Below are 26,401 nucleotides of genomic sequence, written 5' to 3' on the forward strand. Positions count from 1 at the left end.
CTTGCTGACCACCGACAGCCGGACGCGCGCGACCGAGCGGCTTCGCGCCTTCAGGAGGTAAGGAACCCCGTGAACTCGTTCAACGAGGACACCGATTGGTTTACCCCGGTCCAGCCGGGTGCGGTCGCCACCATGGAGCGGCCGGTCGAGGACTGGGACACCTCGGTGTTCGCCATCACGCCCGACGACGTGATGGACGTGCTGGGCCCCGAGGCCGACGAGCTGCTGGCCAACGCCAACCTCGACGTCGACGAGCTGATCCGGCTGATCAACGCCGAGACCACGCTCCTGCCGCCGATCATCCTGCCCGACGAGGTCTCCCAGGACCGGGTCGCGAGCGCGGACGCCGCCGAGCGGCCCGACGCCCCGCCCGCCGCGCTGGTCGAGGCCGCCGGGAAGTGGAAGCGGCGCTTCCTCAAGGCCGCCGTGGCGACCATCCTGGTGACCGTCTCCGGCGGCGGCGCCACCGCCATCGCCATGGACAAGTCGGTCACCGTGGACATCGACGGCGAGGCCAAGACGGTCCGCACGTACGAGTCCACCGTCGGCGAGGTGCTGGCCGACGAGGGCATCACCGTCGGCGAGCACGACGCGCTCAGCCCCTCCCCGCAGGCCAAGGTCAGCGACGGCGGCAAGATCACCCTCGACCGCGGTCGCCAGGTCAAGATGACCGTCGACGGCGAGCAGCGCGAGGGCTGGGTCCGCTCGGTCACCGTCGGCGAGGCGCTGGACCAGCTCCAGGTCAACGACGAGGGCGCGTGGGTCTCCGTCGACCGCGGCCAGGACGTCCCGCTCGAAGGCATGTCGCTGGAGGTCAAGAGCCTCAAGACGATCACGCTCTTCGACGGCGGCCAGGCCCCCCGGCAGATCCGGACCACCGCGCTGGACGTCCGCGAGCTGGTCGAGAAGGAGAACCTCAACCTCGGCGCCGAGGACAAGGTCGAGACGGCGCTGGACCTGCGCATCACCAACGGCGCCGAGGTGCACATCAGCCGCACCGGCGTCTCGGTGGTCAACGCGACCGAGGCCATCGCCCCGCCCGTCGAAGAGGTGCCCGACGCCTCGATGATGAAGGGCGAGAAGCAGGTCGTCGAGGCGGGTGAGGCGGGCGAGAAGATCGTCACCTACCGCGTCACGATGAAGAACGGCAAGGAAGTCGCCCGCGAGCAGCTGGGCACCAAGGTCACCAAGGAGCCGAAGGCCAAGAAGGTCAAGGTCGGCACCAAGGTCCCGCCCGACGGCGCGGTCTGGGACCGGCTCGCGCAGTGCGAGGCGGGCGGCAACTGGGCCATCAACACCGGCAACGGCTACTACGGCGGCCTGCAGTTCAACAAGAGCACCTGGGACGCCTACGGCGGCAGCCAGTACGCCGCGTACCCGCACCAGGCCACCCGCGAGCAGCAAATCGCCGTCGCGACCAAGCTCCGCGACGGCCGCGGCGGCACCTACTCGGCTTGGCCCGGCTGCCGCGCCAAGCTCGGCCTGCCGTAACCCCTGGGCTTCCCCCACCGCCGCGTCCCACCACCACCGCGTCCCCCACCGCCGCGTCCCACCTCCGGGACGCGGCGGTCGCCTTCCCCGCGTCTGCAAGTACTACCCGACGCCCCGCAGCGGGCCGGTAACTACTACCCGGCTCCGTGACCGTCGGTCGTCGGGTAGTAGTTATGCGCTCGATGGAGCGGGTCGGGTAGTACTTGCAGGCGCAGGAGGGGGCCGGGGCGTTCGGCTCGCGGGAGGGGAGGGGAGAATGCGGTGGTGACCGGAACCCCCCAGGCGGGCAGCGCGCTGCTCGGCCCGGCCGACGTGCGGCGGCTGGCGGCCGAGCTGGACATCCGCCCCACCAAGAAGCTGGGGCAGAACTTCGTGCACGACCCGAACACGGTCCGCCGCATCGTCGCCTCCGCCGAGCTGACCGCCGACGACGTGGTGCTGGAGGTCGGGCCGGGCCTGGGCTCGCTGACCCTGGCCCTGCTGCCCTCGTGCCGGGCGCTGGTCGCGGTGGAGATCGACCCGGTGCTCGCCGACCGCCTGCCCGCCACCGTCGCCGAGCGCGCCCCCGAACTGGCCGACCGGCTGTCCGTGGTCCCGGCGGACGCGCTGCGCGTCACCGCCGGGCAGCTGCCGGTCGCGCCGACCGCCCTGGTCGCGAACCTGCCCTACAACGTGGCCGTGCCCGTGGTGCTGCACCTGCTGGCCGAGCTGCCCTCGCTGCGCACCGGCCTGGTGATGGTGCAGGCCGAAGTGGCCGACCGGATGGCCGCGGGCCCCGGTGGCAAGGTCTACGGGGTGCCCAGCGTGAAGCTGGCCTGGTACGCCGACGCGCGCCGGGCCGGGCCGGTGTCGCGCTCGGTGTTCTGGCCGGTGCCCAACGTGGACTCCGCGCTGGTGGCCTTCCGGCGGCACCCCGAACCGCTGTCCACTGTGGACCGGAACGTGCTGTTCCCGTTGGTGGACGCGGCTTTCGCGCAGCGCCGCAAGACGCTGCGCGGCGCGCTGGCGAGCTGGGCGGGGTCGCCCGCCGAGGCGGAGCGGCTGCTGCTGGCCGCCGGGGTCGATCCGGGCGCTCGCGGCGAGCAGCTGGGAGTTCACGACTTCATCCGGATAGCCGAAGCCGCTGTCACTCGATAGCCGGTGATCTTTCGGCCATCTGTGTGATTTGTCGAACGATCCGTTTACAGGCTTGCGTCAACCTCGGGTCGTCGGGTGTACTCGTGCTGCCATCCCGAGCGGCCGAGAGACCTGGCTCCACGACGCCGCAGCAACCACCCCCCATGGGGCAGGTGCTTCAGCCAGGATCGATGGAGGATCACGTGCCCAGGACGCGAATGCTCACACGCAGGCGAGTCGTCGACCACGGCCGTCGCACTGCCACGGGCTGTCGCGGCTCCCTCGCCTAGCGGCACCAGCGGCACCAGGCAATCCTCGCCGTCCTCTGCGGACACCCCTTCAGCAGCAGATCTCGGTCGCGCGCGCCACGAGCGCGCGCTGCCGCGCGCAGTCGTGGAGCGAAAACGTGATCACAGTCGAAAACCTCACCAAGACCTTCCCCGGCAGTACCGGTCAGGTTCGCGCGCTGGACGGCGTGAACCTGGACGTCGCCGCCGGAACGGTGCTCGGCGTCGTCGGCCCCTCCGGGGCGGGCAAGTCCACCCTGGCCCGCTGCGTCGCGCTGCTGGAGCGCCCCGACAGCGGCGCGATCCGCGTCGACGGCACCGACCTGGTGTCGCTGGGCGGGTCCGCGCTGCGCGCCGCCCGCAGGCAGATCGGCGTTGTGCCGCAAGGGGATTCGCTGCTGCGCCAGCGCACCGCCGCGGGCAACGTGGCGCTGCCGCTGGAGTCCGCGGGCGTGCCGGGGCCGCAGCGCCGCACCCGCGTGGCCGAGCTGCTGGACCTGGTCGGCCTGACCGACAAGGCGGGCTCCTACCCCGACCAGCTCTCCGGCGGCCAGCGCCAGCGCGTCGCGGTCGCCCGCGCGCTCGCCGCCAGCCCGTCGGTGCTGCTGGCCGACGAGCCGACCTCCGCGCTGGACCCCGAGACCACCGGCTCCGTGCTGACCGTGCTGGACCGGGCCCGCGCCGAGCTGGGCGTGACCGTCCTGGTGGTGACCCACGACATGGGCGTGGTCCGCCGCATCTGCGACGACGTGGCGGTGCTGGAGGGCGGCAGGGTCGTGGAACACGGCAAGGTGCTCGACCTGGTCTCCGACGCGGCCAGCCGGACCGCCGCCTCGCTGCTGCCCGCCGTGGACCAGAACCCGGCGGTCGAGCGCTCCTACGACCGGGTGGCCGACGTGGTGCTGGTCGGCTTCGCCGCCGTGGGCGCGCTGCTGCCCGAGGCCACCAGCCGCTTCGGCGTGGAGCTGAACCTGCTCGGCGGCGGCCTGACCAGGCTCGGCGAGACCCCGGTCGCGCGGTTCCGCGTCGGCCTCAACGGCGAGCGCGCCGACTCGGCGCTGGAGTGGATCACCGAGGCGGGCGGCGCCGTGCGCCGCACGCCGACGGGTCCGCAGGGAGTAGCTGCGTGAGGAAGGCAACACCCTGGTCCACCGTGTTCGACTACCTCGTCACCGCGACCGGCGAGACGTTGTACATGGTGGCCGTCTCCACCCTGATCGCGACCTTGCTCGGCATCCCCGTCGGCGTCTGGCTGCAGCTCACCGCCCCCGGTGGGCTGCGGCCCAGGCCGCTGCTGCACAAGCTGCTCGGCTTCGTGGTCGACCTCGGCCGCGCCATGCCGTTCCTGGTCCTGCTCGTCCTGCTGACCTCGCTCACCCGGCTGGTCATCGGCCAGTCCATCGGGCCGACCGCGGCGATCGTGCCGCTGTCGGTGGGCGCGATCCCGTTCGTCGGCAGGCTGGTGCAGAACGTGCTGAGCGAGGTGCACGTCTCGGTGGTGGAGGCCGCGGTCACGACCGGCGCCACGACCACGCGCATCGTCCGCAGCGTGCTGCTGCGCGAGTCGCTGCCCGCGCTGATCAACGCCATCGGCGTGACCGCGATCGCCCTGCTGGGGTACTCCGCGATGGCCGGGGTGCTCGGCGGCGGCGGTCTCGGTGACCTCGCCGTGCGGCTGGGCTACCAGCGCTTCGACGACCGGGTGCTGTGGAGCACGGTCGCGGTGCTGGCGGTCATCGCCACGCTCATCCAGTTCGCCTTCAACCGTGCCGCGCGCGCTGTCGACCGCCGCAGGCACGCCTCCGTCTGATCCGGACCCACCCCGTAGTTAAGGAACACCATGCGTATTCGTGCTGCCCTCCTCGGCGCCCTGCTGCTCGCGGCAGGCTGCGGGAGCGGCGACAACGGCGCGGCGGGCAACCCCGACGCGCCGCTGAAGGTGGGCGTCAGCCCGGTGCCCCACGCCCAGGTCCTGCGCTACGTCGCCGACAACCTCGCGGCGGAGAAGAACCTCAAGATCGAGGTCGTCGAGTTCACCGACTACGTGCAGCCCAACACCGCGCTGGTGGACGGCTCGCTGGACGCGAACTACTTCCAGACCGTGCCCTACCTGGACACCTTCAAGAGCGAGAGCGGCGCCCAGCTGGAGTGGATCGGCCCGGTGCACGTCGAGCCGCTGGGCGTGTACTCCAACAAGCACAAGTCGCTGGCCGACCTGCCCGACGGCGCCCAGGTCGCCGTCGCCAACGACGCCACCAACGAGGCCCGCGGGCTCAAGCTGCTCCAGGACAACGGCCTGATCAAGATCAAGGAGGGCGCGGAGAAGACCGCCACCATCCGCGACATCGCGGAGAACCCGAAGAACCTGCGGTTCGTCGAGCTGGAGGCGGCCCAGCTGCCCCGGTCGCTGGAGGACACCGACGCGGCGGTGGTCAACGGCAACTACGCCATCGACGCCGGGTTGAAGCCCGCCGACGACGCGTTGGCGCTGGAGAAGGCCGAGGGCAACCCCAACGCCAACGGCCTGGTCACCCGCGCCGAGCTCAAGGACGACCAGCGGATCAAGGACCTGCTGGCGCTGCTGCAGTCGCAGCAGGTCAAGGACTACATCAAGGACACCTTCGCCGGTTCCGTCCTGGCCGTCTGACCCCACCCGACCGCGCCCGCGAGCACCGCCCGACCCCGTCGGGCAGCGCTCGCGGGCGCGGTCGCGTTCCGGGAGTTCGGCCACCGGTGGCAGCGCGAGCACCCGCGACAGCCGTAGGCTTCAGGGTGTGCTCGCCGTAGTCCCGCCACCGGTCACCGTCCGCGTCCCGGCCAAGGTCAACCTGCACCTGGCAGTGGGCGACGCGCGCGCTGACGGCTACCACGACCTCGTGACGATCTTCCAGGCGCTGTCGCTGACCGACGAGGTCACCGTGGCCATCGCCGACGACCCCGGTGTGGAGGTGCACGGCGAGGGCGCCGACGCGGTGCCCACCGGGCCGTCCAACCTGGCCTGGCGGGCGGTGCGGGTGCTGGCCGAGCACACCGGGCGCGACCCCGAGGACCCCAAGGTCCGGGTGGTGATCCGCAAGAGCATCCCGGTCGCGGGCGGCATGGCGGGCGGCAGCGCGGACGCGGCGGCCGCCCTGGTCGGGCTGGCCGCGCTGTGGCGGGTGGAGATCACCCGCGACGAGCTGGCCGAGCTGGCCGGGCAGATCGGCGCGGACGTCCCGTTCGCCCTCTACGGCGGCACGGCGCTGGGCACCGACCGCGGCGACCGGATCGTGCCGGTGCTGGCGCGGCACACGTTCCACTGGGTGCTGGCCTTCGACCGGCGCGGCCTGTCCACACCGGAGGTCTTCCAGGAGCTGGACCGGCTGCGCGCGGACGGCGACCCGCCCCGCGTCGGCCCCGCCGAGGCCGTGCTGGAGGGCCTGTCCTCGGGCGACCCGCGCCAGCTGGCGCTGCTGCTGGGCAACGACCTGCAGGCCGCCGCGGTGTCCCTGCGCCCCAACCTGCGCCGCACGCTGCGCGCCGGGGTGAACGCGGGCGCGCTGGCGGGCATGGTGTCCGGCTCGGGTCCGACCTGCGCGTTCCTGTGCGCCGACGGCGACTCGGCGGTCCGGGTGGCCGCCGAGCTGGCGGGCGCGGGCGTGTGCCGCACGGTCCGCGTCGCCCAGGGACCGGTGCACGGCGCGCGGGTGGTCGGCACCGACGAAGCGCCCAGGCCCACCCCACCCGAGGTCCACGCCTGACCGCTCGACCGCGTCGCCCGGTGTCCGGAACCGGGGGCCGCCGCGTGTCTAGGCTTGAGAGGCGGGACTGCCCGGTGTGTCCCACTCGCGTCCCACGATCTCGATGAAGGTGTGTTGATGGCCAACTTGGTCAACCTGGAGACGGTCTCCAAGTCGTTCGGTGTGCGCCCGCTGCTCGACGGGGTCTCCCTCGGGGTGGGCGACGGCGACCGGATCGGCGTCGTCGGCCTCAACGGCGGCGGCAAGACCACCCTGCTGGAGGTGCTGGCCGGGCTGGAGGAGCCGGACGAGGGGCGGGTCAGCCAGACCCGCGGCCTGCGGATGGCCGTGGTGACCCAGCGGACCTCGCTGCCCGACGGCTCGACCGTGCGCAACGCGGTGCTGGACCCGCTGGGGTTCGCCGCCGAGCACGAGTGGGCCGCCGACCCGAGGGTGCGCTCGATCCTGGACGGGCTGGGCATCACCGCGCTCGGGCTGGACTCGCCGGTGGCCACCATGTCCGGTGGCGAGCGGCGGCGGGTCGCGCTGGCCGCCGCGCTGGTGCAGGACCTGGACCTGGTGGTGCTGGACGAGCCGACCAACCACCTTGACGTGGAGGGCGTGCGCTGGCTGGCCGAGCACCTGCTGTCGCGGCGCAGCGCGCTGGTGGTGGTCACCCACGACCGGTGGTTCCTGGACACCGTGTGCACCCGGACCTGGGAGGTCGTCGGCGGGCGCGTCGAGCAGTACGAGGGCGGCTACGCGGACTGGATCTTCGCCCGCGCCGAGCGCGCCCGGCTGGCCGACGCGATCGAGGAGAAGCGCCGCAACCTGGCCCGCAAGGAGCTGGCCTGGCTGCGCCGGGGCGCCCCGGCCCGCACGTCCAAGCCGCGCTACCGGATCGAGGCCGCCGAGGCGCTGATCTCCGACGTGCCGCCGCCGCGCGACAGCGTGGAGCTGATGGCGTTCGCCAAGCGCCGCCTCGGGCGCACGGTGGTGGAGCTGGAGGACGCCACGCTCAAGGTCGGCGAGCGGACGCTGGTGCGCGACCTGACCTGGCGCATCGGCCCCGGCGACCGGGTCGGCATCGTGGGTGTGAACGGGTCGGGCAAGACGACCCTGCTGCGCGCGCTGGCCGGTGAGCGCGAGCTGGACGCGGGCAGGCGCGTGCAGGGGCAGACGGTGAAGCTGGCGCACCTGAGCCAGGAGCTGCACGACCTGGACGGCTCGATGCGGGTGCTGGAGGCCGTGGAGGAGGTGGCCAGGCGGGTCGTGCTGGGCAAGCAGGAGCTGTCCGCCTCGCAGCTGGCCGAGCGGTTCGGGTTCTCCTCGCAGCGGCAGTGGACGCCGGTGGGCGACCTGTCCGGCGGTGAGCGGCGGCGGTTGCAGCTGGCCAGGCTGCTGATGGCGGAGCCGAACGTGCTGCTGCTCGACGAGCCGACCAACGACCTGGACATCGACACCCTCCAGCAGCTGGAGGACCTGCTCGACTCGTGGCCGGGCACGCTGGTGGTCATCTCGCACGACCGGTACCTGGTGGAGCGGGTGTGCGACAAGGTCGTGGCGCTGTTCGGCGACGGCGGGCTGACCGACCTGCCCGGCGGGATCGAGGAGTACCTGCGCCGCCGCGACGCCCAGCGGGAGGCGGTGGCCGCCCCCGCGCCGCGCGCCGCGTCGCCGTCGTCCTCCTCGGCCGCCGACCAGCGGGCCGCCCGCAAGGAGCTGGCCCGGCTGGAGCGGCGGCTGGAGGCGCTGCAGAAGAAGGAGGCCCAGCTGCACGCCAAGCTGGCGGAGGCGGCCACCGACCCGGAGCGGCTGATGGCGCTGGACGCCGAGTTGAAGGCGGTGCTCGCCGAGGCCGAGGACGTCGAGGCCCAGTGGCTGCTGGCCGTCGAGACCGCCGAAGGCTGAGCCGCGCCTGCAAGTACTACCCGGCCCGTCGCCGTGGGCCGGTAACTACTACCCGACTTCGGCGCGGGTAGTAGTTACCGGCCCGCAGAAGCGGCACGGGTAGTACTTGCAGACGCTACTTGCGGGCCAGCAGGTAGGCCCGCGGCGGCTTCTCGCCCTCCACGGGCTCGCGGGTCATCCGCGCCAGCGGGGAGAACCCCGCCCCGCGCAGCAGCTCCTCGACCTCGTCGGGCACCAGCCGGTGGAAGCGCAGGGTGATCTCCTGGTCGAACCACCGGTCCAGGTCCACGTGGTCGTCGCGCAGCTGGAACGCCAGCAGCAGGTGCCCGCCGGGGGCCAGCACGCGGTGGAACTCGGCCAGCGCGGTGGGCACCTCCTCGGGCGGCAGGTGGAACAGCGAGTACCAGGCCAGCACACCGGTCAGCGAGCCGTCGGCGTGTCCGAGGGCGGTCATGCTGCCCTCCTCGAAGCGCAGGCCGGGGTGCAGCTCGCGGGCGCGGGCGACCATCCCCGGCGAGAGGTCAACGCCGAACGCCTCGACGCCCGAGGCGCGCAGGTGGGCCGTCACGTGGCCGGGGCCGCAGCCGACGTCGGCCACCGGTCCGGGGCCCGCCAGCTCGGCGAAGGCGGCCAGCATGGCCCGGTCCAGCGGCCTGCGCGCGAGCTCCCGCTCGTACTGGGCCCCGTAGTGGGCGGCGACGGCGTCGTAGGACGCGCGCGTGGTGGTCAGGTAGGACGGCTCGGTCACCGGGCTCCTCGTGGTCGCGAAGCGGTCGCGGGGTGGTCGCTGGTTCAGCGGCCCCGGCGGCGCAGCTCTTCGGCCAGCAGCGGCATCAGCTCGTCCACGTAGTCGCAGTCGTAGCCCTGGCCCGCCATCAGCGACAGCGCGAACCTGGCCTTGGCCACCTCCGCCGAGGTGGCCCCGATCATGCCGTCCAGCGCGATGCCGACCTCCTCCAGCACCCGGTCCACCTGCGAGGTGCGATAACCGCGCTGGTTGGGAGCGGCCAGCGGGATCTTGATCAGGCGCAGCTGCTTCCACGAGCTGATCGGCGGCAGCGCGGCGGGCCGGGGTGGGCCTTCGCCCAGCTGCTTCTCCACCCTGGCCAGGAACGCGTCGACCTCGGTCTCGTCGTAGCCGCGCCTGCCGAAGATCGGGCGGCTGAACCGGGCCTCGCGGACCTCCTGCGCGGTCAGGTCGTCCTGGCCCAGCAGCGTCTTCTCGATGCGGTCCAGGAACTTGTCCACCTGCGACTCCTGGTAGCCGCGGCTGCCCCTGGCGGGCTTGCCGAACGCGACCGTGCGCACGTCCCTGGCGGTCAGCGGGCGGGTGCCGGGGCCGGGGCGGGGCCGCACCGGCGGCGGCGGGACGGGCCGGGCGGGGGGCGCCGGGCGCGGCGGCGTGCGCTCCAGGGTCACCACCACCAGGTCCAGGAAGGTGTCCACGTCGTCCTCGTCGTAGCCGACCTGGCCCGCCGGGGCGTAGCCGAACTCGGCCTCCTGCACCTCCAGCGCGGTCAGGTCGTCCTGGCCGCGCAGGGTGGCCTCGATGCGTTCGAGGAACGCGTCGATCTCGCCCTCCTCGTAGCCGCGGTTGCCCGGTCTGGGCTTGTGGAAGCGCACGCCTCGGACGTCCTGCGGGGTCAGCCGGGGCGCGGGGCGCATCCCGGTGGACGTGGCGTGCGCGCCGGTGGCCGGGGCCACGGCCTGCCTGCGCTGCGGGGTCGACCTGAGCGTCTCGGCCACCAGCTCCAGGAAGGCGTCCACCTCCGCCGCGTGGTAGCCGGGGCGGGCGGGGCGGAAGCGCATCCGGCGCACGTCCTGCTCGGTCACGTCGTCGCGACCGCGCAGCGTCTCCTCGACGCGGTCGAGGAAGGCGTCGACCTGGGACTCGTCGTAGCCCGGCAGGCCGGGGGGCGGCCGGTGGAAGGTGACCTGGCGCAAGTCCTGCGCCGTCAGCAACGGCGCAGGATGAGCCGGCCTGCGCAGCTGGCGCGCGTCGTACCCCGCCCGATCCACCCGAACCTCCTTCACGTCTGTACCGGGGAGTATCGCGTTAAGGGGGTGGACTTGTTTCGTCCTATCGGGTTAATGAGACGACGCGTTCTAGGCTGGCGCGCATGAGTCGGTTCGTGGACACGATGGTGGCGACCGCGGCGAGCGCAGGCGGCCGCGTCCGGGGCATGACGACGGGGGAACCGAACTCCCCGACGCACCGGACGTGGGCGCAGGTGCACGAGCACGCGCGGCGGGCGGCGGGCGCGCTGGTCGCGGACGGGGTCGCGCCCGGCGCGGCGGTCGCCGTGCTGGCGGGCGACCCGGCGGCCATCGCGCCCGCCGTGCAGGCCGTGTGGCTGGCGGGCGGCAGCACCACCATGCTGCACCAGCCGACCCCGCGCACCGACCTGGGCGAGTGGGCCGCCGACACGGTCCGCGTGCTGCGCATGATCGGCGCGGAGCTGGTGCTGCTGGGCGCCCCGTTCGACGCGCTGGCCCCGGTGCTGGACGAGCGCGGCATCCGCTACCGGCTGCTGGAGGCGCTGGACGGCGAGCCGCTGGCCGAACCGGTCGAGGTGCCCGAGTCCAGCCCGGCGCTGCTGCAGCTGACCAGCGGCTCCACCGCCGACCCGAAGGCGGTCCGGATCACCCACGGCAACCTGTGGTCCAACGCGCAGGGGATGCGCGTGGCGGCCCAGCTGGACCCGGAGAACGACCGGATGGTCTCCTGGCTTCCGCTGTTCCACGACATGGGGATGGTCGGCTTCCTGACCGTGCCGATGCTGCTGGGCATCGACCTGGTGAAGGTCACGCCCGCGGACTTCCTCGGCAGGCCGACCCTGTGGCCGGACCTGATCAGCCGGTACCGCGGCACCATCACCGCCGCGCCCAACTTCGCCTACGCCATCGTGGCCCGGCGGATGGCGGGCGTGGAGGCCGATGACGCGTTCGACCTCTCCTCGCTGCGCATCGCGCTCAACGGCGCAGAACCGATCGACCCGGCCGCGGTGCGCGCCTTCGTGTCGGCGGGGGAGCGCTTCGGGCTGCGGCCCGAGTGCGTGCTGTGCGCCTACGGCATGGCCGAGACGACGCTGGGCGTGGCGTTCGCGCCGGTGTTCACCGGCATGGCGGTGGACTCGGTCGACCAGGAGGAGCTGGCCGCCGGACGGCGCGCGGTGCCCTCCGACGCGCCCGACGCCAGGGTGTTCCCGCTGCTCGGACCGCCCCTGCCGGGGCTGGAGGTGCAGGTCGTCGACGAGTCGGGGGCGGTGCGCGGCGAGCGCGAGGTGGGGCAGCTGCGGGTGCGCGGCGAGGCGGTGACACCGGGCTACCTGACCGTGGACGGCCCGCTGGCCACCCAGGACGCCGAGGGCTGGCTGGACACCGGCGACGAGGGCTACGTGGTGGACGGCCAGGTCGTCGTGTGCGGGCGGCGCAAGGACGTGATCATCATGGGCGGGCGCAACATCTACCCCACCGACATCGAGCGGGCCGCCACCTCGGTCGAGGGCGTGCGCGCGGGCAACGCGGTGGCCGTGCGGCTGGACGCGGGCACGCGGCGGGAGCGGTTCGCCGTGGTGGTCGAGTCCCGCCTGGCCGACCAGGAGGACGCGGTGCGGGACCTGCAGAAGCAGATCAGCGCGAAGGTGGTCGACGCGGTCGGCCTGCGCCCGTTCTCGATCGTGGTGCTCCCGCCGGGCAGCCTGCCCAAGACCCCGTCCGGCAAGCTCCGCCGCTCCGCCGCCACCACCCTCGTCCCCGCCTCCTGACCCCACCGACACGCCCACCACGCCCGTTCCCGGTGTCACCCACCCATGGGCGTGTTGGGCGTGTCGCCCGCGCGAGTCGAACCCTCAGACACCCTGAATTCAACGTTCGCGCACCCTGACGCCCGCTCTCACCCACCTCGGGTAGTAGTTACCGGCCCTCTCACACCCCTCTGGTAGTACTTGCCGACGCACCAGGGGGGCGCGGAAATCGCGCGCGGGAGTGGGGTCAGTGGAACTTGTTCTGGGCGGCTTCCAAGCCCAGCGACAGCAGGGCCTCGACGGCGTCCGCCGTGCGGTCCAGCTCGAAGCCCAGCTCCTTGCGCTCCGTCGCGGAGAAGTCGCGCAGCACGTAGTCCGCCGGGTCCATCCGGCCCGGCGGCCGGTCCACCCCGAACCGCACCCGGTGGTAGTCCTTGGTGCCCAGCGACTTGGTGATCGACCGCAGGCCGTTGTGCCCGTTCTCGCCGCCGCCCAGCTTCAGCCGCACCGTGCCGAAGGGCAGGTCCAGCTCGTCGTGCACGACGACGATCGACGCGGGCGGCACCTTGTAGAACTTCGCCGTCCCGGCCACCGGCCCGCCTGAGGTGTTCATGTAGCCGCGCGGCTTGGCCAGCACCACCCGGCGGCCCGCCAAACGGCCCTCCAGCACGTCCGCCCCACCCCGGTGCGCCTTGAACCTGCCGCCCACCCGGTCGGCCAGCACGTCGAGGACCAGGAAGCCCGCGTTGTGCCGGTTGCCCTCGTACTTCGGGCCGGGGTTGCCAAGGCCGACTACCAGGGCCAGCTCATCGACCACGGGACCGCAACTCCTGCTCCAGCTCGTCCAACAGCGCGTCGACCGCGCGCACCTGGTAGCCCCGCCGCAGACCCGACGTGGTGCTGAACCTGGTGTGGCGGACCTCGTTCGCGCTCATCCTGCCCTGGCCCTCCAGAGCGGCGGCGGCTCGGGTGAGGAAGGCGTCGACCTCGGTGCGATCGTATCCGCTCGACGCGCGGGGCAGCTTCACCGCCAGCAGGTCCGCGCCGCTGCGCAGCGCGGTCGGCGGCACGTGGCCGCTGCGCAGCTGCCACTCCAGCCTGGCCAGGAACTCGTCCACCGGCTGCTGGTCGTACCCGCCGGGCACCTCGTGGAAGACCACCGAGCGCACCTGGTCGGGGTGCGGCCCGGCGTGCTGGGCCAGCGCGTTCGCGACGTGCCGCAGGAAGGCGTCCACCTGGGCCGGGTCGTAGCCCCTGCCGCGCTTGCGGGGGAACGTGGTGCGCCGCACCAGCGCCGGGGTCAGGTGCGGCAACGGCACGCCACCCCCACCAGCCGGTGGGGGAGGCGTGCCGTTCGACCAGCCCGACGTGGTGGGCTCAGCTCTCTTCGGTGGCCTCGGACTCGCCGGCCGCGGTGTCGCCGTCCATCTCGGCGGCGGTGGGGGCGGCGCCGACGACCAGCACCAGGGCCTCCGGGTCGGTGACCAGGGTGGCGCCCTGCGGCAGGGCCAGCTCCGAGGCGTGGATCTGGGTGCCCGCCGCGACGCCCGCGATGGACAGCTCGACCTGCTCGGGGATGTTCAGCGCGTCGGCCTCGACCTGGAGCGTGGTCAGGTCCTGGGTGACCAGGGTGCCGGGGGCGGGCTCGCCGGTGACGACCACGGGCACCTCGACGGTGACCTTCTCGCCCCGCTGCACCAGCAGCAGGTCGACGTGCTCGATGTAGTTCTTGATGGGGTGGGTGGTGACGGTCTTGGTCAGGGCGAGCTCGCTGGAGCTGTCGATGTCCAGCGTGAGCACCGCGTTCTGACCGTGCTCGCGGACGACACGGGCGAACTCCAGCGCCGGCAGAGCCAGGTGCTTCGGGTCGGAGCCGTGCCCGTAGAGCACCGCGGGGATCTTGCCGGCGCGACGGGTGCGGCGGGCAGCGCCCTTGCCGAACTCGGTGCGCTGCTCGGCGGCGAGACGGACCTCGGACACGGTGGGGCTCTCCTTACGATATGGCCTTTTGTACGTCGGGCGGGGCTGAGCGGGTGGCGGCCTGCGACGGAGGGGTGGCGCGGAGGGTACACACGCGCGGCACCACAACCGCCGCGTCGATCACGCCGAGCGTGGTGCTCGCCCTCGCCGAGGCAACCTGAACAGTGTAGGCCGACCGCGGGGAGGAGCCCTAATCGGGGTGCCCCGCGGGTGCTCAGCGGCACCGGCGGGGCACCACCGGGCTCAGGCGTTGCCGTCGAACAGGCTCGTCACCGAGCCGTCCTCGAAGACCTCCTGGATCACCCGCGCCAGCAGCGGGGCGATCGGCAGCACGGTCATCGCGTCGAACCGCTTCTCCGCAGGGATCGGCAGGGTGTCGGTGAACACCACCTCGCGGGCACCGCAGTCGCGCAGCCGCTGCACGGCCGGGCCGGACAGCACCGGGTGGGTGGCCGCGATGACCACGTCCGAGGCGCCCTCGGCGAGCAGCTGGTCGACCGCCTTGGTGATCGTGCCGCCGGTGTCGATCATGTCGTCGATCACCACGCACAGCCGGTCCTTGACCTGGCCGACCACCCGGTTGGCGACCACCTCGTTGGGCCGCAGCGGGTCGCGGGTCTTGTGGATGAACGCGATCGGCGTGCCGCCGAGGGTGTCCGCCCACTTCTCCGCCAGCTTGGTCCGGCCCGCGTCCGGCGAGACCACGGTGATCTCGCGGCCCGCGTACTTGGCGCGGATGTGCTCGGCCAGCAGCGGCATGGCCCACAGGTGGTCCACCGGGCCGTCGAAGAAGCCCTGGATCTGCGCGGTGTGCAGGTCGACGGCCACCAGCCGGTCCGCGCCCGCGGTCTTGAACAGGTCGGCCACCAGCCGGGCGGAGATCGGCTCCCGGCCGCGGTGCTTCTTGTCCTGCCGCGCGTAGGGGTAGAACGGCATGATCACGGTGATCCGCTTGGCGGAGGCGCGCTTGAGCGCGTCCACCATGATCAGCTGCTCCATCAGCCACTGGTTGATCGGCGCGCAGTGGCTCTGCACGACGAACGCGTCGCACCCGCGCACCGACTCCTCGAACCGCACGAAGATCTCGCCGTTGGCGAAGTCGTAGGCCGACTGGGGGGTGACCGACACGTTCAGGTGCTTGGCGACCTGCTCGGTCAGCTCGGGGTAGGCGCGCCCGCCGAAGAGCATCAGGTTCTTCTTGGGTGTCCCGGACATCGTGGGGTTCACGGTCAGCGCCCTTCTTCTGTCTTCTCGTTCTGCGACGCCAGCGCGCGTTCCGCCGCGGCGGCGGCGGGCGTTCCGGACCTGCGGGTGAGGACCCAGCCCTCCAGGTTGCGCTGGGGACCCCCGGACACGGCCAGCGCGCCGGGCGGCACGTCGCGCCGCAGCACGGTGCCCGCGCCGGTGTAGGCGCCGTCGCCGACGGTGACCGGGGCGACGAACATGTTGTCCGAGCCGGTGCGGCAGTGCGACCCGACGACGGTGCGGTGCTTGTTCACGCCGTCGTAGTTCACCGTGACGCTGGCCGCGCCGATGTTGCTGTGCTCGCCGATCGTGGCGTCGCCGATGTAGCTCAGGTGCGGCACCTTGCTGCCCGTGCCGATCTCGGAGTTCTTCACCTCGACGAAGGTGCCGATCTTGCCCGCCTCGCCCAGCCGGGTGCCCGGCCGCAGGTAGGCGAAGGGGCCGACGGAGGCGCCGGGCCCGATCTCGGCCCCGCTGCCGTGCGTGCGCACCACCGACGCGCCCGCGCCGACCGCGCAGCCGCTGAGCGTGGTGTCCGGGCCGATGGTCGCGCCCTCGTCCACGGTGGTGCCCGCGCGCAGCTGCACGCCGGGCTCGACGAGCACGTCCCGCGCCAGCCGCACGTCCGCGTCCAGCCAGGTGGTGGCCGGGTCCACCACGGTGACGCCCTCGCGCATCCAGCGCTCGACGATCCGGCGGTTGAGCTCCGCGCCCAGCCTGGCCAGCTGCACCCGGTCGTTGACGCCCTCCACCAGCCACGGGTCGGCGGTGACCAGCGCGCCCACCCGGCCGCCGTCGCCGCGCGCGATGGCCAGCACGTCGGTCAGGTACAGCTCGCCCTGGGCGTTGTCGGTGGACAGCCGGGACAGCGCGTCGCGCAGCACCGCCGCGTCGAAGGCGTACACGCCCGAGTTGATCTCGGTGATGGCCCGCTCGGCCTCGGTGGCGTCCTTCTGCTCGACGATGCCGCGCACCGAGCCGTCGGCGTCGCGCAGGATGCGCCCGTAGCCGGTCGGGTCGGCCACCACGGCGGTCAGCACGGTGACCGCGTTGCCCCGCTCGCCGTGCTCGACCAGCAGCCCGCGCAGCGCGTCGGTGTCCAGCAGCGGCACGTCGCCGTAGGTGACCACGACCGTGCCGGTCAGGTCGGGGGGCAGTTCGGCCAGGCCGCAGCCGACCGCGTGCCCGGTGCCCTTCTGCTCCTCCTGCACCGCCACCACGACCTTGCGGTCCAGGTCGGCGGCCAGGGTGTCGAGGTGCTCGGTGACCGCGGCGCGGCCGTGGCCGACCACGACGGCCAGGTGGGTCGGGTCGAGACCCGCCGCGGCCCGCACCGCGTGCTCCACCAGCGCGCGGCCGGCGAGGCGGTGCAGCACCTTGGGGGTGGCTGAGCGCATGCGGGTGCCTTCCCCCGCTGCGAGGACGATCGTGCTGACTGGGGTGGGGACACCCTCGAGCATCAGCGCTCTCCCTAGCTGAGTGCGTGCCTGCAGCGGGAAAGCCTGGCTCCCGCCAGGTGTCGATACTAAGCCTCCGGCGGCAGGTCGCCGGTTACCGCGGCGACCTGGCAGCCGCCCCGGCGCTTGGCCGCGTACATCGCCGAGTCGGCCCTGGCGAGGGCGTCGTGGGCGCTTTCGCGGGGGCGCACGGAGATCACGCCGACCGACAGCGTGACACCCCTGGACAGGTCGGATGGCAAGCTGGCAACGGCTTCCACGGCGCGGCCCAGCGCCGCTTCGGCGGCGTGCAGCGGCGCTCCGGGCAGCAGCACGACGAACTCGTCACCGCCGTAGCGGGCGACCAGGTCGTCCCCCCGCAGGGCCTGCCGGAGTGTGCTGGCAATCACCCGCAGGACGTCGTCACCCTCGGCGTGCGAGTGCTTGTCGTTGACCACCTTGAAGCCGTCGAGGTCGACCAGCGCGATGGCCATCGGGTTGGTCTGGGCGCTGATCAGCGCGGCCAGCCGGTCGTCCAGCGCGCGCCGGTTGGGCAGGCCGGTGAGCGGGTCCTGCAGCGCCTGCTGGGCGATCGCGCCGTGCGCCCTGGCCAGCCGCTCGTGGTCGCGCCGGGTGATCAGGGTCGCGGTGCGCGCCTCCTGCATCAGCCACAGCTCCACCTCCAGCGCGTTGGCGTAGTCCTGCAGCGCCGACGGGGTGTGCTCGCCGTGCGGGCCGGACAGCCGGGCGTACTCGCGCACCAGGCACAGCATCAGGGTGGGCTCGGAGGTGTCGTGCTCCAGGCTGGTGCGCGCGTCGTTGAGCACCTGCAGCGCCTGCTGGGGCAGCTCCTCCAGCTCCAGGCAGCGGGACAGCGCGATGGAGACGATGATCAGCTCGCGGGCGTACATCGACAGCTCGCGCAGCCTCCACAGCCGGGCGATGTGCTCCGGGCCGGGCTTGGCCAGCGCGTGCGCCGCGCCGATCACCGGCACCTGCTCGGCGGCCGAGCGGTCGCGCCTGCCGGGGTGCAGCGACTCCCGGAAGGGGCCCTCGACCGCCTCGGCGATGCGGGAGGCGGTGGTGAACCGGTCCGCGGCCTCCTCGAAGTTGTTCACCCGCTCCAGGCGCAGGCCCCAGCCGATCAGCATCCGGGCCCGGTTCATCAGGTGCACGTAGATCTGGTGCGGCCCGGCGCTCTGCCGGATGGCGTTGTGCGCCCGCGCCAGCACCTGGTCGGCCATCTCGTAGACGCCCAGCTGGGTGAGCACCAGGCCGGTGCTCTGCAGCGCCGAGGCCAGCAGCCGGTCCCAGGTGCGCTTGTCCAGCATCGGGTCCGGGGTGAGGTCCTCCTCCAGCATGGCCAGGCCGCAGGCGACCTCGGACAGCGCCTTGTCCTCGTACCCGCCCAGCAGGTAGCGACGTCCGCGCAGGGCCCGCGCCTCGGCCTCCAGCACCACCAGGCCGTGCCTGCGGGTGTGCGCCAGCATCTCGTCGAGCATCTCGTCGACCATGTCGACCAGGCCGGGGGTGACCAGCCGGACGATGGCCGAGGCGCGCAGCAGCTGGGCGACGATGCGCGGCTCGCCCCGGCCCTGCGCCTCGGCCAGGATGTCGTCCACCTCGTGGGCCGCTTCGAGCTGATCGGACAGGTGGCTGCTCTGGGCCACGGCCACCAGTTCGCTCGCGCGGCCGACCAGCCAGGCGTCGGACATCTCGTGGAGCGAGGGCGCCCCGTTCTCCTGCTCGTCGACCGTGTCCTCGTGCAGCGGCCCCCACCCCCCATGCGCGCGCAGGGCGACCGGGCCGGATGGCCGGCCCGGTCTCTCGCTCCGCCACCAGGATTCGAACCTGGACCATCGGAACCAAAATCCGAGGTGCTGCCTTTACACCATGGCGGATCGCCGCGAGGTGGTCCGCTCGCGCGCACACATGTTGTCACGAGTGCGGTCCCCAGGTCAGCAGCACCACTCAACTGGCCGTCTGCTTTTCGTGACTGGACCGTTACCTAGCGTGTTATGGCTGGTCAACTCGGTTGCTTGAGCGAACTGACAAACCCGGTCAGTGCCCTTTCGTACCCTCCCGGTCGGTGTTGCGGGACGCGGTGCGCTCCGCGCCGGACACCTCGATGTATCGGGCCGGCCCGTCCGCGACCGCCTGGCCCATCGGTCACGCGCACGGCACGGCGTCGTTCGCGGTAGATCGCCGCCAGAACGGGTACTCCGAGGTCATGCGACACCGGGAGAACGCCGGGGCCGGGCCCAGCTCCGTGGCGATCCCACCTCCGCATGTGCCCAGTTGCGACGTGACACGCCGGAGTTCCTGAGAACACGCCGTGAAAACGCGCGCAGCTCTGGCGGGCGGAGTCCAGCTAACTTACGCTGCCGTAAGTTACGGTGCCGTAAGTAGCACTCGACCGGACTACAACAAGAGGTAGTTGTATGACCAGCACCCTGGAGAACAGGTCCACGCCGCCGGGTCCCCCGAACAGGGGGCCGAAGCCGTTGACGGACGGGCAGCGCAGCAACGCCGAGCAGGCCGGCGTCTACGTCTTCGTCATCGTGCCGTTCCTGGCACTGCTCGCGGCCGTCCCGTTCGCCTGGGGTTGGGGGCTGGGCTGGGTCGACGTCGCTCTGTTCGCGCTGTTCTACTGCATCTCCGGCCTCGGTGTGACGGTCGGCTACCACCGCTACTTCACCCACGGCTCCTTCAAGGCCAACCGGGCGCTGAAGGTCGCGCTGGCCATCGCGGGCAGCATGGCGCTGCAGGGCCCGGTCATCGACTGGGTCGCCGACCACCGCCGCCACCACGCCTTCTCCGACCGCGAGGGCGACCCGCACTCGCCGTGGCTGTTCGGCAGCGGCCCGGTGGCCCTGGCCAAGGGCTTCTGGCACGCCCACATGGGCTGGCTGTTCGAGCGCGACAAGACCAACAAGCAGCGCTTCGCCCCCGACCTGCTGGCCGACAAGGACCTGGTCAAGGTCGACAAGCTGTTCCCGCTGTGGACCGCGGCCAGCCTGCTGCTCCCGGCCCTCATCGGCGGCCTGGCCACGCTGTCCTGGTGGGGCGCGTTCACCGCGTTCTTCTGGGCGGGCTTCGTGCGGGTGGCGTTCCTGCACCACGTGACCTGGTCGGTGAACTCGATCTGCCACATGATCGGCGACCGCCCCTTCGCGGCCCGCGACAAGTCGGCCAACTTCTGGCCGCTGGCGATCCTGAGCTTCGGCGAGTCCTGGCACAACCTGCACCACGCCGACCCGACCTGCGCCAGGCACGGCGTCAAGCGCGGCCAGATCGACATCTCGGCGCGGATGATCTGGGCGTTCGAGAAGTTCGGCTGGGCGACCAACGTGCGCTGGCCCAACCAGCAGCGGCTGACCCGCATCTCCGCCAAGAAGTGACCTCCACCGCCCGCCCCTCGCGCCCGGCGCGGGGGCGGGCGTTTAGGCTGGCTGAAATGGCGGCCAGGAAGCAGGACGACGCGACGCCGGTACCGCGCGTGCGGATGACCGGCAAGGAGCGGCGCGAGCAGTTGCTCGACGTGGCCCGCGCCCTGTTCGCCGAGAAGGGCTTCGAGGTCACCTCCGTCGAGGAGATCGCGCACCGGGCGGGCGTGAGCAAGCCCGTGGTCTACGAGCACTTCGGCGGCAAGGAGGGCATCTACGCGGTCGTGGTCGACCGCGAGATGCAGTCGCTGATGGACCAGATCGTCAACGCCCTGTCCGGCGGGCACCCCCGCGAGCTGCTGGAGCAGGCCGCCTGCGCGCTGCTGGACTACATCGAGGGCTCCACCGACGGGTTCCGCATCCTGGTGCGCGACTCCCCCGTGGCCTCGTCGACCGGCACGTTCTCCTCGTTGCTCAACGACATCGCCTCCCAGGTGGAGAGCATCCTCGGGCTGCACTTCTCCCGGCAGGGCTACGACCGCAGGCTGGCCGCCCTCTACAGCCAGGCCCTGGTCGGCATGGTCGCGCTGACCGGCCAGTGGTGGCTGGAGGTGCGCAAGCCGAAGAAGGACGAGGTGGCCGCGCACTTGGTGAACCTGGCCTGGAAGGGCCTGTCCCACATGGACCACAAACCCAAGCTCCGCATCCGCTGATCCGCGAGTCGAACCCTCAGGACCCCCGAGTTCAACGCTCAGGACGACCACGCCCGCTCCCGGTGTCACCCACTCATGGGCGTGTCGGGCGTGTCGCCCCTGCGAGTCGCGCGTCCAGACACCACGAACCGAGCGTTCGCGCACCTCAACCCGCACTTTCGCGCCCTGCGCCGCGCTTCCGCCGCACCTCGGGTAGTACTTACCGGCCCTCCCAACTCCGCCGGGTAGTACTTGCCCACGCATCAGGGGCGCGCGCGGAGCGCGCAGCGGACCCCGCGAGCGCCGCTTTTCACCGCCACCCAACCCCAACGCTCAACTCACACGACCCGAACGCTCAGTTCGCGCGACCTGAGCGACGAACTCAGGGGTCCTGAGCGTTCGACTCGCGGTACCTGAGCGTTCGACTCGCGGTACCTGAGCGTTCGACTCGCGGTACCTGAGCGTTCGACTCGCGGTACCTGAGCGTTCGACTCGCGGGGGTCAGCGGGGGGTGAGTTTGAGGACCTTGTCGTCGGTGCCGTTGGACGTGGTCACGTAGAGCGCCCCGTCGGGCCCCAGCTCCGCGCCCCGCAGCCTGCCGAACGTGTCGTCCAGCTCGGGCGGGACCGCCACCGAGTGCACCCCGCCCTCCGGCGTCACGGTGAACAGCAGCAGCTTCGACCCCTTCAACGCGGTCACCGCCAGCACCCCGTCCAGGTCCCCCCACCGGTCGCCGGACAGGAACACGGCGTCGGAGAGCGCCTCGGTGGGCCTGCCGCTGGACCAGACCGCCCGCACCGCGTCCGGGAACCGCTCCAGGTCGGTCATGGGCACTTCCTCGTTGTACCCGCCCACGGTCCCGCCCCGCGACGGGTCCCACCCGTAGTTCGCCCCCTCGCGCAGCACGTTGACCTCGTCGTCCACGTCCGGGCCGTGCTCGGCGGTGAAGATCATCCCGTCCTCGCGCACGGCCACGCCCTGCACGTTGCGGTGCCCGTACGTGTAGACCGTCGCCTGACCGCTCTCGGGGTCGATCCGCAGCACCTTGCCGCCGAGGCTGGACCGGTCCTGCGACACCGCGGCCCTGGCCGTGTCGCCGGTGCCCGCCAGGATCGTGCCGTCCCGGTCCAGGGCCAGCCTGCAACCGGAGTGCCTGCCGCTGGGGTTGGTCGGCAGCCCGGCCAGCAGCGGGTCCTCGACCCGCTTCGCGGTGGTCCCGGTCAGCTCCCAGGTGACCAGCCGGACGTCCTGGGCGGTGTTGTGGCAGGTGGTGAACCGGTTCTCGCCCTGCACCACCAGCCCCATCAGCCCGCCTTCGCCGCGCGCCACCACGTCGGTGAGGTCGGCGTCCAGGTCGGTCACCCGCCCGTCGGCGACCAGGCTGATCTTCCCCGGCCGCTGGGTGACCAGCATCCGCCCGTCGGGCAGGAAGCCGACCTCCCACGGGTGGGTCAGCCCGGAGGCGACGGTCTCCACCGCCAGACCCTTGCCCGAACCCGAATCCGAGCCGGTGCTCGCGCCGGGCGCGCTCACCGTCGGGGCGCTGCCGCCCGTGGACTGCTCGGCGGTGCACCCCGCGGCGCTACCCGCGGTGATCATGAGCGCTGCCGCGGCGAAACCGGCGAGTCGGGCCATGCCGACCAGGATGCCCCATCCGGTGTGGGGTCCCCGTCTGCGACCCGCGCCTCGCCGCCCGCCCCGCGATCCTGGTGTCAGCGGGCGGACGACCGCGCCGTCCCCGTAGGCTGGGGGCGAGCACCCCTGCTGAGGCCGACTCGTCCCGGGCAGGGGTCTGTCCGCGTTTCACCGCACGGGAGCTGCCGCACATGCCCCAGCCCGGTCCGCTGTCCGGTCTGCTGACCGCCGTCCTGCCCGACAAGCCGCTGCGCGCGCTGATCGACTCGGTCGGCGCGCCCGCGCTGGAACTGGAGGGCGCGCCCGCCGCGCGGCCGGTGGTGGCCGCCGCGCTGGCCCAGCGCGCGCCCGTGCTCGCGGTCACCGCGACCGGCCGCGAGGCCGAGGAGCTGACCTCGGTGCTGTGCGACCTGATCGGCCACGACGCGGTGGCGATCTTCCCGTCGTGGGAGACGCTGCCGCACGAGCGGCTCTCGCCCCGCGCGGACACCGTGGGCGCCCGGTTGCAGGTGCTGCGCAGGCTGGCCCACCCCGAGGGCAACCCGCTCAAGGTCGTCGTCGCCACGGTCCGCAGCCTCATCCAGCCGATGGCCCCCGGACTGGGCGAGCTGGCCCCGGTGGAGCTGGCGGTGGGCTCCGAGCACGACTTCGAGCAGCTGCTGGTCCGCCTGGCCGAACTGGCCTACACGCGCGTGGACATGGTGGAGAAGCGCGGCGAGTTCGCGGTGCGCGGCGGCATCCTGGACGTGTTCCCGCCGACCGCCGAGCACCCGCTGCGGGTGGAGTTCTGGGGCGACGAGGTCAGCGAGATCCGGCCGTTCGCCGTGGCCGACCAGCGGTCGCTGCCGCAGGAGGTCGCCGGGTTCACCGCGCCGCCGTGCCGGGAGCTGCTGCTCACCGACGACGTCCGGGCCAGGGCCGCCGAGCTGGCCGCCCAGCACCAGGCCGACGCGCAGCTGGCCGAGATGCTGGACAAGATCGCCAGCGGCATCCCGTCCGAGGGCATGGAGGCGCTGATCCCCGCGCTGTGCGAGGGGGAGCTGCAGCTGCTCACCGACGTGGTGCCCGAGGGCACCCACGTGGTGCTCAACGACCCGGAGAAGATCCGGGCCCGCGCGCACGACCTGGTCCGCACCGGCCAGGAGTTCCTGGAGGCGTCCTGGATGGCCGCCGCGGGCGGCGGCAAGGCCCCGATCGACCTTGGCGCGTCCGCCTACCGGGGGCTGGACGAGGTCGCCGACGCCGCGCGCGCCGCGGGCAGGCCGTGGTGGACGCTGAGCCAGCTCACCACCGAGGGCGCGGACGTGCTGCGGCTGGAGTTCAAGCACGTCGAGGCGTACCAGGGCGACATCGACCGGGCCTTCGCCGACCTGCGCGCGCACACCTCCTCCGGCGGCACGGCCGTGCTCGTCGTGCCCGGCGCGGGCACCGCCCAGCGCGCCGCCGAGCAGCTGCGCGACGCCGAGGTGCCCGCCGGGTGCGTGGACGCGCTGACCGAGGTGCCCGAGGCGGGCAAGGTCACCGTGGTGCGCGGCGCGCTGGAGGACGGGTTCGCGCTGCCCGAGCTGGCGCTGGTGGTGCTCACCGAGACCGACCTGACCGGCGGGCGCGGCGGCACGTCCACCAAGGACATGCGGCGGATGCCGTCGCGGCGGCGCAACGCGGTGGACCCGCTGGCGCTCAAGGCGGGCGACTACGTGGTGCACGAGCAGCACGGCATCGGCCGCTACGTGGAGATGGTGCAGCGCACCGTGGCGGGCGCGACCCGCGAGTACCTGGTGCTGGAGTACGCCTCCAGCAAGCGCGGCCAGCCCGGCGACCGGCTGTTCGTGCCCACCGACCAGCTCGACGAGGTCTCCCGCTACGTCGGCGGCGAGCTGCCCACGCTGAACAAGCTGGGCGGCTCGGACTGGAAGAACACCAAGGCCAAGGCGCGCAAGGCGGTCAAGCAGATCGCCGCCGAGCTGGTGCAGCTCTACGCCGCCCGGCAGGCCGCGCCCGGCCACGCCTTCGCCCCGGACACGCCGTGGCAGCGGGAGCTGGAGGACGCGTTCCCGTTCACCGAGACGGTGGACCAGATGGCGGCCATCGACGAGGTCAAGGCCGACATGGAGCGCTCGGTCCCGATGGACCGGGTGATCTGCGGCGACGTCGGCTACGGCAAGACCGAGATCGCGGTGCGCGCGGCGTTCAAGGCGGTGCAGGACGGCAAGCAGGTCGTCGTCCTGGTGCCCACGACCCTGCTGGCGCAGCAGCACCTGAACACCTTCACCGAGCGGATGCGCGCGTTCCCGGTGACGGTCAAGGGACTGTCCCGCTTCACCGACCCCGCCGAAGCCGAGCAGGTCGTCGCCGGGCTGGCGGCGGGTGAGGTGGACATCGTCATCGGCACCCACCGACTGCTGCAGAAGGGCCTGCGCTACAAGGACCTCGGCCTGGTCATCGTGGACGAGGAGCAGCGCTTCGGCGTCGAGCACAAGGAGCACATCAAGGCGCTGCGCACGCACGTGGACGTGCTCACCATGTCCGCCACGCCGATCCCGCGCACGCTGGAGATGTCGCTGGCGGGCATCCGCGAGATGTCCACCATCCTCACCCCGCCCGAGGAGCGGCACCCGATCCTGACCTACGTCGGCGCCTACGACGACAAGCAGGTCGCCGCGGCCATCCGGCGCGAGCTGCTGCGCGACGGCCAGGTGTTCTACGTGCACAACCGGGTGTCCACGATCGAGAAGGCCGCCCGGCGCATCCGCGAGCTGGTGCCCGAGGCGCGGGTGGTGACCGCGCACGGCCAGATGAACGAGGACAAGCTGGAGAAGATCATCCAGGGGTTCTGGGAGCGCGAGTACGACGTGCTGGTGTGCACGACGATCGTGGAGACCGGCCTGGACATCTCCAACGCCAACACCCTCATCGTCGAGCGCGGCGACCTGCTGGGCCTGTCCCAGCTGCACCAGCTGCGCGGGCGGGTGGGCCGCGGCCGGGATCGCGGGTACGCCTACTTCCTGTACCCGCCGGAGGCGCCGCTGACCGAGACCGCGCACGACCGGCTGGCCACCATCGCGCAGAACACCGAGCTGGGCGCGGGCATGGCGGTGGCCATGAAGGACCTGGAGATCCGCGGCGCGGGCAACATCCTGGGCGCCGAGCAGTCCGGCCACATCGCGGGCGTCGGCTTCGACCTGTACGTGCGGCTGGTCGGCGAGGCGGTCGAGGCGTTCCGCAGGCACGCGGGCGCGGCCGTGGACGGCGAGGAGGAGCTGGCCGAGGTCCGGGTGGAGCTGCCGGTCGACGCGCACATCCCGCACGACTACGTGCCGGGCGAGCGGCTGCGGCTGGAGGCGTACCGCAAGATCGCGGCGGCGGGCGACGAGGCCGCCCTGCAGGCGGTGTGGGACGAGCTCAAGGACCGCTACGGCACCCCGCCGCTGCCGGTCGAGCGGCTGCTCGCGGTGGCCAGGTTCCGGCACACCTGCCGCGCCCACGGCGTGACCGAGGTGGCCACCCAGGGCAGCTCGATCCGGTTCGCGCCGCTGAAGCTGAAGGACTCGCAGCTGGTGCGGTTGCAGCGGCTGCACCCGAAGGCGGTCTACAAGCAGGCCACCGCCACCGTGTCGGTGCCTCGGCCGACCGAGGGAGCGGCGGGCGGCCGGATGGGCGCACCGCAGCTGCGCGACCAGGAACTGCTCCAGTGGTGCGCGCACTTCCTGGAATCTTTGTCGGGTACTCCCGTGAGCCCCGTCACGGGTTCGTGAGA

At 72.6% G+C, this 26,401-nt stretch carries 20 protein-coding genes, 1 tRNA gene and 1 riboswitch; of the genes, 11 read left to right on the plus strand and 10 right to left on the minus strand.

Annotation, left to right across the window (positions count from 1 at the left end; all coding sequences use genetic code 11):
* Positions 1-69 precede the first annotated feature (69 nt).
* The 7 genes from IEZ00_RS17435 to IEZ00_RS17465 all read left to right on the plus strand — a co-directional run bounded on the left by IEZ00_RS17435 (position 70) and on the right by IEZ00_RS17465 (position 8,524).
* Complete coding sequence (locus tag IEZ00_RS17435; RefSeq protein WP_189224333.1) at positions 70-1,491, plus strand: resuscitation-promoting factor; 1,422 nt, start codon at positions 70-72, stop codon at positions 1,489-1,491.
* Between the two features lie 264 nt (positions 1,492-1,755).
* Entirely contained in the window at positions 1,756-2,628 is an 873-nt protein-coding gene (gene rsmA / locus IEZ00_RS17440) for a 16S rRNA (adenine(1518)-N(6)/adenine(1519)-N(6))-dimethyltransferase RsmA (RefSeq protein WP_229795849.1), read from the plus strand.
* An 86-nt stretch (positions 2,629-2,714) separates the two neighbouring features.
* A riboswitch (SAM riboswitch) is annotated at positions 2,715-2,805 on the plus strand.
* A 208-nt stretch (positions 2,806-3,013) separates the two neighbouring features.
* Positions 3,014-4,024, plus strand: coding sequence for a methionine ABC transporter ATP-binding protein (locus IEZ00_RS17445; protein WP_189224334.1), 1,011 nt, complete (start codon positions 3,014-3,016; stop codon positions 4,022-4,024).
* Positions 4,021-4,704, plus strand: a complete 684-nt coding sequence (locus IEZ00_RS17450) for a methionine ABC transporter permease (RefSeq protein WP_189224335.1) — start codon at positions 4,021-4,023, stop codon at positions 4,702-4,704. The genes IEZ00_RS17445 and IEZ00_RS17450 overlap by 4 nt, the downstream gene beginning before the upstream one ends.
* 30 nt (positions 4,705-4,734) lie before the next feature.
* Positions 4,735-5,541 (plus strand): MetQ/NlpA family ABC transporter substrate-binding protein, encoded by an 807-nt coding sequence (locus IEZ00_RS17455; RefSeq protein WP_189224336.1) that lies wholly within the window; start codon positions 4,735-4,737, stop codon positions 5,539-5,541.
* A 127-nt stretch (positions 5,542-5,668) separates the two neighbouring features.
* Positions 5,669-6,634 carry a 4-(cytidine 5'-diphospho)-2-C-methyl-D-erythritol kinase gene (locus IEZ00_RS17460; protein ID WP_189224337.1) on the plus strand — a complete coding sequence of 322 codons (966 nt, stop codon included), beginning with the start codon at positions 5,669-5,671 and terminating at the stop codon, positions 6,632-6,634.
* A 117-nt stretch (positions 6,635-6,751) separates the two neighbouring features.
* Entirely contained in the window at positions 6,752-8,524 is a 1,773-nt protein-coding gene (locus IEZ00_RS17465) for an ABC-F family ATP-binding cassette domain-containing protein (protein WP_189224338.1), read from the plus strand.
* 115 nt (positions 8,525-8,639) lie between these two features.
* Here IEZ00_RS17465 and IEZ00_RS17470 read toward each other — a convergent pair whose 3' ends face one another.
* On the minus strand, positions 8,640-9,272 hold the full coding sequence (locus tag IEZ00_RS17470) for a class I SAM-dependent methyltransferase (protein ID WP_189224339.1): 633 nt from the start codon (positions 9,270-9,272) through the stop codon (positions 8,640-8,642).
* Between the two features lie 44 nt (positions 9,273-9,316).
* The gene (locus IEZ00_RS37940; RefSeq protein WP_276530106.1) at positions 9,317-10,486 is read right to left on the minus strand and encodes a DivIVA domain-containing protein; all 1,170 of its coding nucleotides are present in this window, start codon (positions 10,484-10,486) and stop codon (positions 9,317-9,319) included.
* Positions 10,487-10,644: 158 nt separating this feature from the next.
* Here IEZ00_RS37940 and IEZ00_RS17490 point away from each other — a divergent pair, with 158 nt between their 5' ends.
* Positions 10,645-12,291 (plus strand): fatty acyl-AMP ligase, encoded by a 1,647-nt coding sequence (locus tag IEZ00_RS17490; RefSeq protein ID WP_189224340.1) that lies wholly within the window; start codon positions 10,645-10,647, stop codon positions 12,289-12,291.
* 226 nt (positions 12,292-12,517) lie between these two features.
* Here IEZ00_RS17490 and pth read toward each other — a convergent pair whose 3' ends face one another.
* From pth to IEZ00_RS17525, 7 genes are all read right to left on the minus strand, one after another.
* Positions 12,518-13,087: an aminoacyl-tRNA hydrolase gene (pth, locus tag IEZ00_RS17495; protein ID WP_189224341.1), complete on the minus strand. Its 570-nt coding sequence runs from the start codon at positions 13,085-13,087 to the stop codon at positions 12,518-12,520.
* Positions 13,077-13,589: a DivIVA domain-containing protein gene (locus tag IEZ00_RS17500; protein ID WP_189224342.1), complete on the minus strand. Its 513-nt coding sequence runs from the start codon at positions 13,587-13,589 to the stop codon at positions 13,077-13,079. The genes pth and IEZ00_RS17500 overlap by 11 nt, the downstream gene beginning before the upstream one ends.
* A gap of 58 nt (positions 13,590-13,647) precedes the next feature.
* The gene (locus tag IEZ00_RS17505) at positions 13,648-14,250 is read right to left on the minus strand and encodes a 50S ribosomal protein L25/general stress protein Ctc (RefSeq protein ID WP_189224343.1); all 603 of its coding nucleotides are present in this window, start codon (positions 14,248-14,250) and stop codon (positions 13,648-13,650) included.
* Positions 14,251-14,493: 243 nt separating this feature from the next.
* Entirely contained in the window at positions 14,494-15,465 is a 972-nt protein-coding gene (locus IEZ00_RS17510; protein WP_189224344.1) for a ribose-phosphate diphosphokinase, read from the minus strand.
* A 14-nt stretch (positions 15,466-15,479) separates the two neighbouring features.
* Positions 15,480-16,955: a bifunctional UDP-N-acetylglucosamine diphosphorylase/glucosamine-1-phosphate N-acetyltransferase GlmU gene (glmU, locus tag IEZ00_RS17515; protein ID WP_189224345.1), complete on the minus strand. Its 1,476-nt coding sequence runs from the start codon at positions 16,953-16,955 to the stop codon at positions 15,480-15,482.
* Positions 16,956-17,020: 65 nt separating this feature from the next.
* Entirely contained in the window at positions 17,021-18,646 is a 1,626-nt protein-coding gene (locus IEZ00_RS17520; protein WP_189224346.1) for a GGDEF domain-containing protein, read from the minus strand.
* 115 nt (positions 18,647-18,761) lie between these two features.
* A tRNA-Gln gene (locus IEZ00_RS17525) sits at positions 18,762-18,832 on the minus strand.
* A gap of 540 nt (positions 18,833-19,372) precedes the next feature.
* Here IEZ00_RS17525 and IEZ00_RS17530 point away from each other — a divergent pair.
* Complete coding sequence (locus IEZ00_RS17530; RefSeq protein ID WP_189224347.1) at positions 19,373-20,332, plus strand: acyl-CoA desaturase; 960 nt, start codon at positions 19,373-19,375, stop codon at positions 20,330-20,332.
* Between the two features lie 104 nt (positions 20,333-20,436).
* A complete protein-coding gene (locus IEZ00_RS17535) occupies positions 20,437-21,030 on the plus strand; it encodes a TetR/AcrR family transcriptional regulator (RefSeq protein ID WP_189224583.1) in 594 nt (197 codons plus the stop codon).
* A 480-nt stretch (positions 21,031-21,510) separates the two neighbouring features.
* Here IEZ00_RS17535 and IEZ00_RS17540 read toward each other — a convergent pair whose 3' ends face one another.
* Entirely contained in the window at positions 21,511-22,644 is a 1,134-nt protein-coding gene (locus IEZ00_RS17540) for a PQQ-dependent sugar dehydrogenase (protein WP_189224348.1), read from the minus strand.
* 191 nt (positions 22,645-22,835) lie between these two features.
* Between IEZ00_RS17540 and mfd the strand changes: the two genes are divergently transcribed.
* A complete protein-coding gene (mfd, locus tag IEZ00_RS17545) occupies positions 22,836-26,399 on the plus strand; it encodes a transcription-repair coupling factor (RefSeq protein ID WP_189224349.1) in 3,564 nt (1,187 codons plus the stop codon).
* Positions 26,400-26,401: the final 2 nt, after the last annotated feature.

The organism is Saccharothrix coeruleofusca (genome assembly GCF_014648515.1).
GTDB lineage: Bacteria > Actinomycetota > Actinomycetes > Mycobacteriales > Pseudonocardiaceae > Actinosynnema > Actinosynnema coeruleofuscum.